Origin of the sequence: Pseudomonas sp. So3.2b, assembly GCF_019464415.1 — a bacterium.
Lineage (GTDB): Bacteria > Pseudomonadota > Gammaproteobacteria > Pseudomonadales > Pseudomonadaceae > Aquipseudomonas > Aquipseudomonas shahriarae.
In genome coordinates this window covers 3,564,785-3,579,759 of sequence record NZ_CP080494.1, presented here as the reverse complement: position 1 = coordinate 3,579,759, position 14,975 = coordinate 3,564,785, and the positions used below count along the sequence as shown (strand labels likewise).

Below are 14,975 nucleotides of genomic sequence, written 5' to 3'. Positions count from 1 at the left end.
CCGGTGTCGGGCTTGAGCACCTCTGCGGTGGGCCGCGGCGCTGGTGACTGCGCGATACGGTTGGAAATTGACTTGAATCGGGTAGAGCGCACCCGCGTGCGTGGCTACCGTCCCGGGCTGTCCCTCTTAAACATAGGTATCTACACAACTTTGCCGTAACGCCTAAATCCAGGCAGATAGCCCAGTTGTGGCAAGCCCGCTCGCCACAGGGGAGTTCGTCAGTTTCTGAAAGTTGTGTAGATACCTATGCCTCTTAAGGGCAATCATTCCCAAACAAGTGCCGCCCGGCAGGCCCGCTGTCCCTGGATCGGGAGCCGGTATCGGCGCGCTGCCCATGGAGTTGCAGATGTCAGTCGATTCGGGTTTGCAGGTGCGCGGCCTGCGCAAGCGCTACAACAACGGCGTACAAGCGCTGCGCGGCGTGGACCTGAGCGTCGGCCCCGGTATGTACGGGTTGCTCGGCCCCAATGGCGCCGGCAAAAGTAGCCTGATGCGCACCTTGGCGACCTTGCAGCAGCCCGACGCGGGCAGCATCCATTTGGATGGCGTGGATGTGCTGGCCGACTCCAACCACCTGCGTCGCCGCCTTGGCTACCTGCCGCAACAACTGGGGGCATATCCGGGCGTCAGCGCACGCGATTTGCTAGACCGCTTCGCCTGGCTCAAGGGCCGTACCGATAGTCGCCAACGCCGCGCAGAAATCGAAGGCCTGTTGGCCAAGGTCAATCTGCAGGATGCCGCGCACCGTGCGCTGGCCACTTACTCGGGAGGCATGCTGCGCCGATTTGGCATCGCCATGGCGCTGGTGGGTTCGCCGCGCCTGCTGATTGTCGATGAGCCGACGGCGGGCCTTGATCCGGCGGAGCGCAACCGGTTTCACCGGGTGTTGGCGGACGTGGCTGCTGAGTCGATTGTGTTGCTGTCGACCCATATTGTCGAAGACGTCGAGAACCTGTGCAGCCGCCTTGCGGTGTTGGCTGGCGGGCAGATCCTGGTGGAGGGCAGCCCTCAGGCGTTGCTGGGCGCGGAGCAGGGGCGCCTGTGGGCGGCGTCTTTTGGGCGTGGCGAAACCTTGCCGGCGGCCTTGCACGTGGCGGCCAGCCCCGAGGGCAGTCGGGTGATTGTGCAGGGTGAACGGCCGGCCGACCCACGCTTCATGCCCCACGCACCACGCCTGGAAGATATTTATTACCTGGCGCTGGCCCAGGCCGGCGAGGCGGTCGACGCATGAGCACCTTCGCCCTGATGATGCGTGAAGCCTGGGTGGAAGTGCGCGCCGGGCTGCGCAGTGGTATTCCCTTGCTGGTGTTTTTGGGCCTGGCCGGCTACCTGTTGATGTCCCTGACTAATGCCGATTACGTGCAGAAAATGGGCGCCAGCGACATCCCGCGCAATGCCCCGAGCCTGATCTACTTGATGGCCTGCGGCTGTATGTTTTTCCTGTTTTTTGCCTGGGCCTGGGTGTTCGCCCAGCCCGCCCTGCGGGACCGCAAGGCGCAACTGGAGGAGGTGTTGCTGGCTCTGCCGGTGTCGTTGCCGGCGTTGTTATGGGGGCGCTTCATCGGCGCCGCCGTGGTCGGTGGGCTGCTGGCCAGTTCGCTGATTGCCGGTTTCTTGTTGAGCCCGGTCCTCGCCTGGCTGGGTTGGGTGCCGGCGGCGAGTATCGGCGCACCGGCCTGGTCGGCACTGGGCTTTGCCTGGGCCGCGTTGCTGTTGCCGGTCAGTACCGGCGTGGGCGCTCTGTATTACTGGCTGGCGCTGCGCAGTCGGGGCCTGGCCGCGCCGTTTGCCCTGGCGACGGTGTTGATGTTGCTGTGGATGTTCGCGGTGGTGGTGCTCAAGGGTGGGCATATCAACCCGCTGCTGGCGGCCAGCCTCGATCCGTCGCTGTTTACTTTCGCCCAGGCCCAGGTGGAAACCTGGACCGCAGCGCAAAAATCCCAAGCTCTGCTGGACCTCACGCCGGGGTTCTGGCTCAACCGGGGCCTGTGGTGTGTACTGCCGTTGCTGCTGTTGGCCTGGTCCCTGGCCCGCGCGACGCGCCAGGGCTTGATGGGCCGGCGCAGCGGTGCGGTACTGGCAGAGCCACCGATGCAACTGGCCCTGGATGTGTGCTTGCCTGGTCCGGTGTTGGCCAGCCACTGGCCGCGGGCGCTATGGCGCGAAACCTGTTGGCAGACCCGCCAGGTGTTTGCACGCAAGGTCTGGTGGCTGGCCCTCGGCCTGCTGGTGGTGATGGGCGTGCTCAGCGGCCTTGTGCATGGGGTGTGGCATGCCCGTGGGCCGATGGTGCCGCGTGCTGACTTGACGTTGCCGCTGCTTGCCAGCGCGTTGTTCCTGGTGATTGCCTTTATGGTGGCGGCGCTGGTGGGCCTGATCTGCCGGCGTGATGATGTACAGGGGCTGGGGGCAATGCTGCACGCCACGCCGGCGCCCGTGTGGTTGCGTACCTTCGGTCAGGTGCTGTGTGTGGTGCTCGCCACGCTGGCGCTGGCCTTGGTGCCTGGCTTCGCCAGCCTGGTGATCAGCGCGGTGGTTGCGCCAGCCAGCCTGGCCCCAGGGTTTGCGCTGATCTACTCACTGTTGGTGTTCGCCCCACCATTGTTGGAGTTGGCGATGCTGACGGTGCTGGTGCATGCGCTGATCCGGCGGTCCGGCCTGGCATACGCCACGTCGATGTTGCTGACGTTTTTCCTGGTGCTCAATCACGAACTGGGACTGGTAAGTTACCCGGCCTATGAAATGGCGATCCCGGGTCACGTGGCGTTGTCGGCGTTGACCGGCTGGGCCCCATGGCTGGCCTATCTCGGCACGCTGGCCAGTTGGAAGCTTGCGCTGTGCCTGGTGCTGGTTGCACTGGCGGCGCTGGCAGTGCCCCATGGACCGGAGCGGCGGCGTCTTGCCGACCTGGGTGCGCGGCTACGCGGCGTGCCCGGTGTGTTGCTGGCAGTGGGTGTGCTGGTGATGTTCGGCAGCGGTAGCGTGTTGCACCGCCAATTGGTGGTACAGGGCGATTACCAGACCGCTGCCCAGGCCCGTGCCGACAACGCCGCCTGGGAGCAGCGCTGGCTGGGCGGCGCTGGTGCCTTCCAGTTGGCCGGCGGGCAATTGCAGTTACAGATCGACAGTGCCCAACGCCACGTGCAAGGGCAGTGGACCCTGGAGGGCGTGATCGCCGCCAATGGCCATCTGGATGCCGAGTTGCCAGCGGGCCTGCAGGTGACGGACGCCAGGGTGATGGGCCAGTCGGTGGTGGTTGAGCAAGCCCATGATCATCTGCGGCTGGCCCTGGGTGCCTGTGCGTCGAGCGGTTGCCAGGTGACCTTGCACTGGACCCTGAGTGCCAACGGTTGGTCGAGCGAAGGCGAGGGGATCTGGCTGAGCCCTCAGGCTGTATGGCTGCAAGCGCGGCGGGTGGTGCCGCGCCTGGGCCTGGACCCGGAACGTGGCTTGCGTGCGCCAGTGCAGCGTCTGGCCGCCGGCTTGCCTGCTGTGGCACCCGTGCTGCCCGAGGGGGCGGCGGTGGCCGCGCAAGCGGTCGCACCGGCCGGGGCCTGGCACTGGACCATCGATGCCCAGGGGCAGTCCCTCAGTGGTCGCAGTGAACAGCCGTTGGATTTCGCCTATGCCCTGACCTCGGCGACCGTGACCCATGAACTGGACGGTGTACGGGTGCTGGCCGATGCCAGTCGCCAGACCACCGCCCGCGAGGTGCGCGAGGATCTTACCGCCATGTCTGCCTGTGTCGCGCAGCATCTGGGCGCCAGTCCACCGGTCAGCGAAGTGAGCCAATGGCCCAGCGGCATGGGAGACAGTCGCCTGAGCAACGGCCACCTGCTGCTGGCCCAGACCCCGGACTGGGACGTGGCGCCAGCCGGCATCGGACGCTGGGCACGACGCGCCCACATCGCCGAACTGTTGGCCCGCCAGCGGCTGCTCAGCGCCAGCGACCTGCGCGAACAACCGGGTCATGTATGGCTGAGTCAGGGGTTGCCGGAGCGCTGGGTTTGCTGTGTGTCGGCGAAGTCGACGGTCCCCAGGCCCGTGCCGCACTGATCGGGCTCAAGGCCGATGACCTGACCCGCTTGCTGGGCAGTGACGGCGAGCCGATCGGCACCCTGGCCAGTGCCCGGCAGCAGGGCTGGGCCGCGCCTTATGCGGCCCTGGCCAGCCTCGACTGGGCTGCCAGCCAGAGCGCTGCGCAACTGCTGGACATGACTGCACAAATCCTTACAGGCCAGGGATGGCCCCCCTTGATTCAAGGGCTGCTGGGTGCGCCCTCGGATCAGGTGATCGCCCAGGCGCGCCAGCGTTGGGGCACGTCGCAATGAACCTATCCCTCTCTTATCTGCCTGGAGTTTTGCATGCTTGATCAGTGGCTACTCAAACCGTTACACCACCCGCAGGGTTGGCGCGCCAACGTCCTCACCCAAGCCCTGGCGCTGGCCTTGTCCAGCCAGGCGTGCAGCGCGTTTGCGGCCGACTACCAGCCTCCCGCGCAGGCCCTGGAGCTGGCGCCGGTGACCGTCAGTGCGCGGTTGAACCAGGAAAGTGCCAGGGACATTCCCTTCGGCCTTTCGGTGCTTGACAAGCACACCCTGCAAACCCGGCGCCTGCGCACCCTGGAGGACGCGTTGCGCGGCACTCCGGGTGTGGATGTCAATTCCTGGGGTGGGGCGAATGACGCCAATGTGCGGATTCGTGGCGTGGGTTCGCTGAACCAGATGAGCATGGATGACGGCTCAGTGGTGCTGAACGTCGATGGCGTCCCGATGTCGGTGCGCAACGCAGCCATGGCCACCCTCGATGCGCAACAGGTCGAAGTGCTCAAGGGGCCCCAGGGCACCTTGCTGGGGCGCAACAGCGAGGCCGGGGCGATCAACGTCACCACCCGCAAACCCACCCGTGAGGTAGAAGGCTATGTGCGGGGTGAAGTCGGCCAGCAAGGCCAGTTCATGAGCGAAGGCGCGGTGGGCGGTCCCTTGACCGAGACCCTGGCCGGGCGCATTGCGGTGCGTCGCAGTGGCTTCGATAACTGGGTCGACAACCAGCAGGATGGCGACCCGATGACCACGCCTCGCGACCTGGCCTTGCGTGGCAGCCTGCTGTGGGACAACGACGCGGGCATCACTGGGCTGCTGGTTGCCGAACGCCAACGCGCCGAGCACTACGCCGGCCTGGAAATGCTGCGGCCCTTTGGCGACAGCCCACGCCTGGACTACACCCCCGGCGTATTTGACGGCAACCAGAAGGCCAATGAGCGCTATTCCTTTGAGCTCAACCACGATCTGGCGCAAGCGCGGATCACCTCGATCACTGCCCACACCAGCACCGACTTCAATGCCGTCAAGGGTTATGACCGCAACATCACTCGTGCACTGTACGGCTCACCCTTTGAGTACCTCATTGAGGACTCGGCCCACGAACGGGTCTGGAGCCAGGACCTGCGCCTGGGCTCTCTGCCAGAGGCCGAAGTGTTCTGGGTGGGTGGGGTCAATCTTTCCCGTTCCGAGCGCAATTTCGACTCGAGCAACTTCACCAACGGCGCGCTTCAGCAACGTGAGTTCAGTACCAACAGCTACGCGGCGTATGGCGAGATCACCTTCCCGATTGCCGAGGACTGGAAACTCACCACCGGCCTGCGCCACACCTGGGATCGCAAGACCTACGGCGGCGAATATACGAGTGCAGGCAATCGGGCCAGCGACAGCCGCCAACTGCAAGACAACTACAGCACCGGGCGCGTGGCGCTGGCCTATGCGTTGACGCCGCAGACCAATCTCTATGCGGTGCTTTCCCGTGGCTACAAGTCTGCAGGCTTCAATGATTACGCGACCTCGGTCGCGGACAGTGAGCCGTACAAGGCGGCTAAGGTCAGTGCGGCCGAAGTAGGGTTCAAGCATGAAAGCGAGGGCGGTGCGCTGAGCCTGGAGGGCGCGTTGTTCTTCACCCGGGTACGCGATGACCATTTGCTGGGGTATGACTTCAAGACCGTGGCCGTCAGTGCGGTGAATGCCGACACTCGCAGCAAGGGCGCCGAGCTGTCGAGCACCTGGCACGTTACTGATCAACTGACCCTGGGCAGTGCCCTGAGCTACACCAATGCGCTGGTGACCTCCGATGCGCTGGGTGTTTCTGGCGGCGACGTGGTGGCAGGCAGCCGGGTGCCGGACGTGCCGTTGTGGAGTGGTAATTTCAGCGTGGCCTGGCACAAGGATCTGCCCAACCTCCTGGGCCTGCCGGCACCGCGGCTCAATACATTGCTCAATTACCGCCTGCAGAAAAACCGTCCGGCAGACCCGCAGAACCACTATGACCTCAAGGGCTACGCCAAGCTGGACCTACACCTGGGCCTGGAAAGCGGCGGCTCGGAAGTCTACCTGTGGGGCGACAACCTGCTGGATGCACGCTATGACTTGTACGGTTCGTACTCCACCGACCAAGTACTGACCGGGATGCCGGCCAGGGGACGGTCGGCGGGCGTGGGTTACAGCTATTCGTTCTGACAGAGGCTTAGCCAACAAACCCTGTAGGAGCGGGCTTGCCAGCGATGGCGTCGGCCCTGCCAAGGATGTTGGCTGACCTGCCGTCTTCGCTGGCAAGCCCGCTCCTACAAGGGGATTGATCAGAACTGATAGGTGTAGCCGACGCCCAGGGTACGACGGCGCGCGGGTGCGCCGTAGGCCACTGGGTCGCTGTAGAAACCATAGGTGTCGTAGGTCTGGTTCAGCAGATTGTCGGCATAGGCATATACCTCGCCGAACTTGCTTTGCAGACCGGCGCGCAGGTCGAGTTTCTCGTAGTTATCCAGGTTGAAATGGTTCTGCGGATCGGCCGCCCGTTCGCCCACCAGGTGGTAGTTGAGGCTGGTGTTGAGGGTGGTGTCACCCAGGCCAGCGAAATTGCCCAATGGGTGCTCCCAGGCGACGTTGAAGTTGCCACTCCAGCGGGGTACATCCGGGGTCCGGTTGCCGGCGGCGACGTCACCGGCCTGAATGCCATTCACAGCACTGGTGATTTTCGCGTCGAGGTAGGTGGCACTGGCGGCCACGGTCAAGCCGTAGTCGAAGCGCCAGCTGCCTTCCAGTTCGGCGCCACGGCTACGGGTGTCGGCATTGAAGGCATTGGTGGCGAAGGTTGCGGCGTCGTACCCCAGCAGATGGTCGTCGTGTACGCGAGTGAAGAACAACGCGCCGTTGAGGCTGCCCCGATGGTCATCGGTTTGACTTTTGAAGCCCAGTTCGGCTGCCTTGCTGACAGCCGCCTTGTAGGGTTCGCTGTCGCTGACCTGTGACGCGTAATCATTGAAACCGCCGGATTTATAGCCTCGCGCTAATTGCACATACACGTTGGTTTGCGGGGTAAGCGCATAGCTCAGGGCGGCGCGACCGGTGCCGTAGTTGTCCGTGAGTTTGCGTGAGTCATTGACTGAAGCATTTCCAGAGAAATACTCGCCGTCATAGGTCTTGCGGTCCCAGGAGTGACGATAGCCGGTGGTCAGTTTCAACTGCTCGGTCAAGGGGAAAGTGACTTCGCCGTAGCCGGCATAGGTGGTCGTGGTGAAGTCGCGAAACTTGGCGCCCGAGGTGCCGTAGGTATTGCGCGGGGTGTCGTAGGTGCGCTCGTTGCGCGCGGCGGCCAGCCCTGTGACCCAGAACACCTCGACGCCCGGCAGGGAGCTCAGGTGCACGTCCTGGCTCCAGGAGCGCTCAAAGGATTTGTCCACCACCCAAAACTCGCTGGGGGTGCCATAGAGCGCGCCCATCAGCTTGCTGTCATAGGCGATCAGCCCTTCGAAGTCGGCGGTGGAGGTGGCGCTGGTTGAGGTCAGGCGGCTGTTGGCGAGGTCATGTTCGACCTTGATCGTATAACGTTCGGTGGTCTTGTAGTTGTCGTCGAACAGGCCGGGAGTGAGGTCCAGGCTCGGGTCGCTGCCGTATGGGCGCAGCACCAGGGAATTGGTGGCGCGCTTGGTCTTCTGGCGCTCGGCGCTGAACAGCGCGCGGGTGTCGTCGTTGATATCCCACAGCAGGCTGCCCCGGTACGCTTCGTTGCGGGGTTTGGTCTGGGGTTGATGGGTCTGGTCGTTGTCGATCCAACTGTCGTACCCAGCCCGGCGCACCGCCAGGCGGCCGCTGAGGTTGTCGGTAAGCGGCCCGCCCACCGCGCCTTCGGTGAGGAACTGGCCTTGCTGGCCGACTTCGCCACGCACATAACCTTCCAATTCGCGAGTCGGTTGGCGTGTGGTGATATTCACCGCGCCGGCTTGGCCAATCGCTCCGGACAAGGTGCCCTGGGGCCCCTTGAGGACTTCGATGCGGTCCACATCCAGGGTTTCAAAACCCAGGCTGCGTGATGAAACTGGCACACCATCGATATTGAACGCCACTGAGCTGTCATCCATTGACATCTGGTACAGCGAGCCCACGCCACGGATCAGCACATTGAAATCATTGGGCCCGCCGGAGGAGTTGACGCTGACCCCGGACGTGTTGCGCAGAGCGCTCTCCAAGGTATCGAGGCGCTGGGTGCGCAACTGTTCGCCGCTGATTACGCTGAGGCTGATCGGTACTTCCTTGGGATCCTCTTGCTCCATGCGCGCGGTGACGGTCGAAGCCGGCAACTGCACGGTTTGGCTGACCGTGTCGGCCAAGGTCGAATGAGTGAGTGTGCAACCTATAAGAGTTGTTATGGTATAACGAATGTACGGTGATCCACGGCTGGTCGTCGATGGGCTGGGTGCAGACATGATGGGGCCTTGACTGAGGTTTCGGGCAATGCGCGTCGCGGCGGGCGACGGCGGCTAAGGGAGCAACTGCAGCGCATCAGATGCTAGTGATTATCAATTGCGCGCCGCTACCCCGATGTGGTCTGATTCGAGCCGTATCCGGTCAGCAAGGAGATCCAAGATGTCAGCCACTGAGGAAGAGGCACGGGCGTTCATGCCGGTCTCGCGGATTATTGCCGACGGTTACGGGGGCGACTTCGGGCCCGGCAACCAGTGCCGGGTCACCCGCGTGACCCTGCAGGGCGGGCTGGATATCGTGCGCTGGCAAAGCACCTTCGAGCAGCCGGTAGAAATGCCCCTGCACGACGATAGCGAGCGCATCCACTTCAGCTTTACCAACCTGCTCAAGGGCAAGGCTTCCTGCAGCTTCCGCGATGGTAGGCGTCAGCGACGCTATGTCGTTGACCAGGGTTGCGGCAGCATCAGTTACGGTCGTTGCCGCGACGGCCTCTATCAGCAGCAGGGCGAAATCGACAACATCACGGTGATGATTCATCCCGACCTGTTGACCCAGTGGGACCTGGAGATCGATTCGAGCCTGTACAGCGCGCTGGCCTGTGACCATTGCTTTCTTGACGGCCACCGTAGCGGCGAAATGACTGCCACTGCCCACCAGTTATCCAATGCCCTGGAGTACGCGCCTGGCCAGCCTCGCAGCCGCTTGTGGCTGTACGGCCAGAGCGTGACTTTGGTCAGCCTGTTTCTGGAAGCGCGGCGCAGCGTGGACTGCGCCTGTCGCCTGAGCGCCCTTGATCGTCAACGCCTGCTGCGCGCCCGCGAGCGCTTGCTGCTTGACCTGGGCAAAGCGCCCAGCCTGTCTGAACTGGCCCGCGAATCCGGAATGAGCCAGCCCAAGCTGACACGCGGGTTCCGCCAGTTGTTCCTCAACAGTGTGTATGGGGTGTTCCAGCAAGCACGCATGACCCAGGCTCGCAGTCGCTTGCTGGAGGGTGATGAGTCGGTGATGCGCGTGGCCTCAGACCTGGGCTATGCCAACGCCAGCCACTTTGCCACGGCATTTCGCAAACAATTCGGGATCAATCCATCCCTGCTCAAGCAAGGCGGGCGCAGCACCTCGTTGCTGCGGCCTTCCCCTGAGCCGTAAGGCGCTCTACGGCGCCTCGGTACGCGGCTTGTTCACGGACCGACTGGCCAGCAGCCCCAGCTCAAACAGAATCCACATCGGCACCGCCAGCATGGTCTGCGAAAACACATCCGGCGGGGTCAGCAGCATGCCCACCACAAAGCAGCCGACGATCACATACGGCCGGCTCTTTTGCAGGGTCTGCACATCGGTGATACCGGCCCAGATCACCAGGAAGGTGGCCACCGGAATTTCAAACGCCAGGCCGAACGCCAGCAACAGCGCGAGGATGAAATCCAGGTACAGGGCGATATCAGTCATCATCGCCACGCCGTCCGGGGTCACGCTGGTAAAGAAGCCGAACATCATCGGGAACACCAGGAAAAACGCGAACGCCATGCCCAGGTAAAACAGCACCACGCTGGCGGCCAGCAACCAGGCGGCGGTGCGGCGTTCCTGGCGATACACCGCCGGTGCGATCATGCCCCAGGCCTGGTGCAGCAACAGCGGCATGCTGATAAACAGGGCAATCATCATGGTCAGCTTGAGCGGCGCCAGGAACGGTGACGTCACCCCGGTGGCGATCATGGTTGCGCCGCTGGGTAAGAAGTCGCGCAACGGTTGCGAGACGAAGCTGTAGAGCTGCTGGGCAAAGGGGAACAGCGCGCAAAACACCAGGAGGATCGCCAGGACGCAGCGCACCAGGCGCGAGCGCAACCGGGTCAGGTGGCCGGTCACCGACAGGCGCGGAGCAGGCAAGGGCAGGTCGCTCATGGGGCAGGTGGTCCTTTGGGAGTGGCGGTTTCTGGCAGCGGGGCGTCCAGGCGGATGCCGTCGCGCAGTTGCTGCTCCAGTTGCCGCAAGGGTTGCTGGTCGATGCTCTGCAGCAGGTGTTCGTGGTCCAGTTCCTGGGTGACCTGGGCCTTGAGCGTATTCATCGCCCGCTTGGCCCGGCCCAGCCACAGCCCGGCATTGCGCGCGGCAATCGGCAGGCGCTCGGGGCCCAGCACCAGCAGCGCCACCAGGCCCACCAGCAGCAGTTCGCTAAAACCGATATCGAACATCAGAGTTTGCTGTCGGCAGGTCGCTGAGGTTCGGCTTGCACCTCAAGGCTGGTCTTTTCTGCCGCCTGGGCGCCGGGTTCGTTGCCCATGGAGGAGCGAAAGCCCTTGATGGCCTCACCCACATCACTGCCCAGGCCCTTGAGGCGCCGGGTGCCGAACAGCATCACCACGATCAGCAGCACGATGACCAGTTGCCAAATCCCTATACCGCCCATAACGCCACTCCAAGCCATTGATTTGAAATATGAAGGCGCAGTTTGCCGAGGCTTTATGACGGCGCGGTGACGGTTTTGCGGGAATTGTGTGAGTCTGCCACTTGGTTGAAACATCCACTGTGTTGACTGTCGCCAGGATCTCCATAAAAGGTGGCGTGGCAATGGACAAGAAACGGCAGCAGGGGGCGGCGTTGTTGATGGTGCTGGTGGCCCTGGCGATGCTGGCGGGGGGCATGGCCTGGATGGTCGAGCAGGGGCGCCAGCAGGTCGACAGCGTGCGTCTGGTGCAACAGCGGGTGCAGGCCCGCGCGATCGAACGGGCGGCGCTGGCCTTTACCGAACAGGCCCTGCAAGACCCGCTGTGGCGCGCCAGCCCGTTGTTCTGGCAGGCCATGCGCGGGCAGCCGTTGGCTTATGACTTCAAGGGGGGCAAGGCGAGCATCCAGATTCGCGACCTGCACACCTGCTTCAACGTCAACGCGCTGATCGGCCCCGAAGCCGAACGTGCCCAGCGCCAGTTGGTGCATCTGCTGGGGGCGGACATGGCCGCCGAACGCTTGGCCCAGACCCTGGCCGACTGGCTCGACGCCGACCAGCAGACCCGCCTGCAAGGTGCCGAAAGCAACGAATACTTGCGCCAGTCGCCACCGCGCCTGGCGGCCAATCAACGCATGCGCGATATCAGCGAGCTGAACCTGCTGGCGGTGCCCGACGCGCTGCGGGCGTTGCGCTACCCGCAGTTATGCAGCCTGGACGAGACGGCTGGCTGGCGCCTGAATGCCAATGCGTTGAACCTGGAAATGCTGCCGCTGCTGGATGCGTTGTACGAGGGCGAGGTGTCGCGTTCGGTGCTGACCCGCTTGGTCAGCGCGCGGCCGGCGGGGGGCTATCGCGATGCGGGCGAACTGCGCCAGGCCCTGGGGGCGATGGACGACACGATGTTCGAGCGCTTGAGCGAAGGTCTGCAGCTCAACGGTGACCACTTTCTGCTGCTCCTGGACATAGACCTGGATGGCCAGCGCTTTCGCAGCCAGTACCGTGTCGAGGCCCAGGGGGTCGTGAAGTGGCATGCGCGGGTGCCGGCGCAGGGCATGCTGCTGCGCTCGCGCGAGCCTTTGCCGTTATAGCGCGTATGGGAGCGGATTTGTGTGGGAGCGGGCTTGCCCGCGATGACGGTGTATCAGTCGATAAATCTATTGGCTGACCTGCCGCCATCGCAGGCAAGCCAGCTCCCACATTTGATTTGTGGTGGTGCCAACATTCTCTGCCCCGCGCAGATCCCCTGTGGGAGCGGGCTTGCTCGCGAAAGCGGCAGTCCAGTCACTGTTTCTGGCGGCTGATCCACCGCCATCGCAGGCAAGCCCCCACATTTGCTGTGCAGTGTGGCGCAAACCCGAGATCCCACCTGTTGATTTTGAGATCACCACAAAGCAAGTGTGGGAGCTGTCGAGCCCCGGCGAGGCTGCGATAGCGGTAGATCAGCCAACATCCATGCTGGTAATGACCTCGTTATCGCAGCCTCGCCGGAGCTCGACAGCCCCCACAAGGATCGTGATGCAGGAGCCGGGCCGGCTCCTGCCGCTGGATCAGATCGCCAATTCACCCCCGTCAGCACGCTGGATCACAACCGTGGAGGCGCGAGGGCGGACTGTGCCGACCGTGACGTCGGTAGCCACACCGGTGGACGGCCAGTTGTCCGGGTGTTGGATGTTGACGAACACCGTCTTGTTATCGGGTGTGAAGGTCACCCCCGTCACTTCAGAGCCGTTAGGCCCGACGAAGAAGCGGCGCAGGTCGGCCTGGTTCTGCGCATTGACTGGCACTTGCTTGCCCTGGGCATCGACCATATTGGTCGGGATCACCACCAGCATCTGGTCGTTGGTGTAGTCGGTCAGGGTTTTTTCGCCGTTGTCGGTCTGGATCCACATTACGCCACGGCTGTCGAAGGTCATGCCATCCGGGCTGGCGAACTGGTTCAGCGTGGTCAGGCCTGAGCGGTTGATGTCCGGGGCGCCTGCGGCGTTGGCGCCAAACACAAAGATGTCCCAGGTGAAGGACACCTGGTTGTCCGCGTCATGCCAGCGAATGATGTGCCCGTGCTTGTTTTTGACGCGCGGGTTGGCGGCGTTGGCCACGGTGCGGCTGGTGTTGTTGGTGAGCGTCAGGTAGACGTCGCCATTGAGCGGGTTGACCGAGGTCCACTCCGGGCGGTCCATCGGTGTGGCGCCCACGGCGTCGGCCGCGCCACGGGTGTTGAGGATGATCCCCGGCAGGTCGGTGAACTTCGCGCCCAGGGTGCTGCCATCCACGGTCGGGCTGGCCACGTCGAGCAGCAACCAGTTGCCGCTGCCGTCGGCATTGAAGCGCGCCACGTAGAGTTTACCGCTGTCCATGTACTTGGCGCCGGTGGCCAGGCGGTCGCTGGGGTTGGCGTCTGCCGGGTCCCACAAAGCGGTGGAGACGAATTTGTACAGGTACTCGTTCTGCGAGTCGTCACCGCTGTAGAACACCACTGGCTTGCCGGCGGTGGTCAGGCCCGGCCAGCAACCTTCGTGGCGGAAACGGCCGAGGGCGGTGCGTTTCACGGCGCGGGTCGAAGCGTTGTACGGGTCGATCTCAACGATGTAGCCATAGGTGCTGGCTTCGTTGCGGTAGTCATCAGTGGCGGTGGCGCCGCTTGGGGTCACGTCGAAGCGGCTGAACTCACCGTTGACCTCGCTTGGATCACCGGCAACGCTCTCCCAGCGATAGTTGCCGCTGCCGGTACCCACGCCGATGCGTACCTGGTCTGCCGGGCGGGCGCCACTTTTATTGACGAAAATCCCTGGCCAGTTTTCTTCGCAGGTGAGGTAGGTGCCCCACGGGGTATAGCCGTTACCACAGTTGTTGTTGGTGCCGCGGGTCTGGGTGCCGGTCGGCGAGAATTTGGTTTTTACGTGCTCGGTGCCTTTCATCGGCCCCGCCAGGTCCATGACCGTAGCCGTGGTGAAGCGGCGGTTCAACGGATCGTTTTCCATCACCTGCCAACGGCCGTTGACCTTGCTGATGCGCATCACGCCCGCACCGTGGGCGTTGATTTCCTTGCGCACTTCTTCGACCGGACGAACACCGCCGACCAGGGTCGGGCCCGCCGGGTGCAGGGCTTGCGCATCGATGTATTCGTGGTTGATCGCAAGCAGGCCGTCGGTGGAGCTGCCATTGATTGGAAAGAAGTGCATGCCGTCGTGGTGCATGCCTACCGCGTTGGCCTGGTCGGTCGAGGTGTTGCTGCCGTCGCTTTTCCAGGGGGCAGCGTTGCTGTTCAGCGGTGTACCCCAAGGGGCCAGCACGTGGGCGGTGTAGCCGGCGGCCACGGTGCAGGCATCGGTGAGGGAGCCGGGGATCGAGTTGAAGCCCAGTTTCAGTGCCGGCTTTGGCGGCTGGGTAGGGGTGTCGTTGTCCGAGCCACCGCCGCTGTCAAAACAGCCCGTCAGGCCGGTACCGGCAATCATGGCGATCGCGGCGCCGAGCCCGCCCCGTACCACACTGCGGCGGCTCAGGTAGGCAGTGAGTACCGATTCCATCGGCTCATTGAGGCTCAGGTTGCGATTCTGGTTGTCGCCAGTCTCTCGACTCATTTCATCAGGTCCTTTGTAGATCACGATTTTTGAAAGGAGCCCGAACTCTAAGAGCCGAATGTGATGATTCGCGGTCGGTTTTGTTAAAAATGTATTTAAGTTTAATTTTTTTATTTCCTTTTGTTGCAGATTTGCATATTTCACTCCTGTTAAAAAACTGACATTAAACCGTCATTAATTGACCCCCAATATGCCGCCCTTAAAGCA

The 14,975-nt window shown here is 63.3% G+C and carries 11 protein-coding genes; 6 read left to right on the top strand and 5 right to left on the bottom strand.

Features of this window, described 5'->3' with window-relative positions; all coding sequences use genetic code 11:
- Nucleotides 1–346 precede the first annotated feature (346 nt).
- Genes K1X80_RS15860 through K1X80_RS15850 form a run of 4 tightly spaced genes read left to right on the top strand, consistent with a single transcriptional unit; the run spans nucleotide 347 to nucleotide 6,506 of the window.
- Nucleotides 347–1,231 (top strand): ABC transporter ATP-binding protein, encoded by an 885-nt coding sequence (locus tag K1X80_RS15860; protein ID WP_029300575.1) that lies wholly within the window; start codon nucleotides 347–349, stop codon nucleotides 1,229–1,231.
- On the top strand, nucleotides 1,228–4,056 hold the full coding sequence (locus K1X80_RS15855; RefSeq protein ID WP_258571516.1) for an ABC transporter permease: 2,829 nt from the start codon (nucleotides 1,228–1,230) through the stop codon (nucleotides 4,054–4,056). Before K1X80_RS15860 ends, K1X80_RS15855 begins: the two co-directional genes overlap by 4 nt.
- Nucleotides 4,008–4,331 (top strand): hypothetical protein, encoded by a 324-nt coding sequence (locus K1X80_RS28215; protein ID WP_258571515.1) that lies wholly within the window; start codon nucleotides 4,008–4,010, stop codon nucleotides 4,329–4,331. Before K1X80_RS15855 ends, K1X80_RS28215 begins: the two co-directional genes overlap by 49 nt.
- 33 nt (nucleotides 4,332–4,364) lie before the next feature.
- Nucleotides 4,365–6,506 carry a TonB-dependent receptor gene (locus K1X80_RS15850; RefSeq protein WP_169989778.1) on the top strand — a complete coding sequence of 714 codons (2,142 nt, stop codon included), beginning with the start codon at nucleotides 4,365–4,367 and terminating at the stop codon, nucleotides 6,504–6,506.
- Nucleotides 6,507–6,625: 119 nt separating this feature from the next.
- On the opposite strand, the gene K1X80_RS15845 is transcribed toward K1X80_RS15850, so the two are convergent.
- Nucleotides 6,626–8,653, bottom strand: coding sequence for a TonB-dependent receptor (locus K1X80_RS15845; protein WP_258571514.1), 2,028 nt, complete (start codon nucleotides 8,651–8,653; stop codon nucleotides 6,626–6,628).
- Nucleotides 8,654–8,909: 256 nt separating this feature from the next.
- Between K1X80_RS15845 and K1X80_RS15840 the strand changes: the two genes are divergently transcribed.
- Nucleotides 8,910–9,893, top strand: coding sequence for a helix-turn-helix transcriptional regulator (locus tag K1X80_RS15840; RefSeq protein ID WP_169989779.1), 984 nt, complete (start codon nucleotides 8,910–8,912; stop codon nucleotides 9,891–9,893).
- 6 nt (nucleotides 9,894–9,899) lie between these two features.
- On the opposite strand, the gene tatC is transcribed toward K1X80_RS15840, so the two are convergent.
- Genes tatC through tatA form a run of 3 tightly spaced genes read right to left on the bottom strand, consistent with a single transcriptional unit; the run spans nucleotide 9,900 to nucleotide 11,151 of the window.
- Nucleotides 9,900–10,646: a twin-arginine translocase subunit TatC gene (gene tatC, locus K1X80_RS15835; protein WP_169989780.1), complete on the bottom strand. Its 747-nt coding sequence runs from the start codon at nucleotides 10,644–10,646 to the stop codon at nucleotides 9,900–9,902.
- Nucleotides 10,643–10,936, bottom strand: coding sequence for a Sec-independent protein translocase protein TatB (gene tatB / locus K1X80_RS15830; RefSeq protein ID WP_057440939.1), 294 nt, complete (start codon nucleotides 10,934–10,936; stop codon nucleotides 10,643–10,645). The genes tatC and tatB overlap by 4 nt, the downstream gene beginning before the upstream one ends.
- Entirely contained in the window at nucleotides 10,936–11,151 is a 216-nt protein-coding gene (gene tatA, locus K1X80_RS15825; protein WP_115128392.1) for a twin-arginine translocase TatA/TatE family subunit, read from the bottom strand. Before tatA ends, tatB begins: the two co-directional genes overlap by 1 nt.
- Nucleotides 11,152–11,312: 161 nt before the next feature.
- Between tatA and gspK the strand changes: the two genes are divergently transcribed.
- Entirely contained in the window at nucleotides 11,313–12,278 is a 966-nt protein-coding gene (gene gspK, locus K1X80_RS15820; protein ID WP_220172281.1) for a type II secretion system minor pseudopilin GspK, read from the top strand.
- A 459-nt stretch (nucleotides 12,279–12,737) separates the two neighbouring features.
- On the opposite strand, the gene K1X80_RS15815 is transcribed toward gspK, so the two are convergent.
- Entirely contained in the window at nucleotides 12,738–14,768 is a 2,031-nt protein-coding gene (locus tag K1X80_RS15815; RefSeq protein ID WP_170044176.1) for a PhoX family phosphatase, read from the bottom strand.
- Nucleotides 14,769–14,975: the final 207 nt, after the last annotated feature.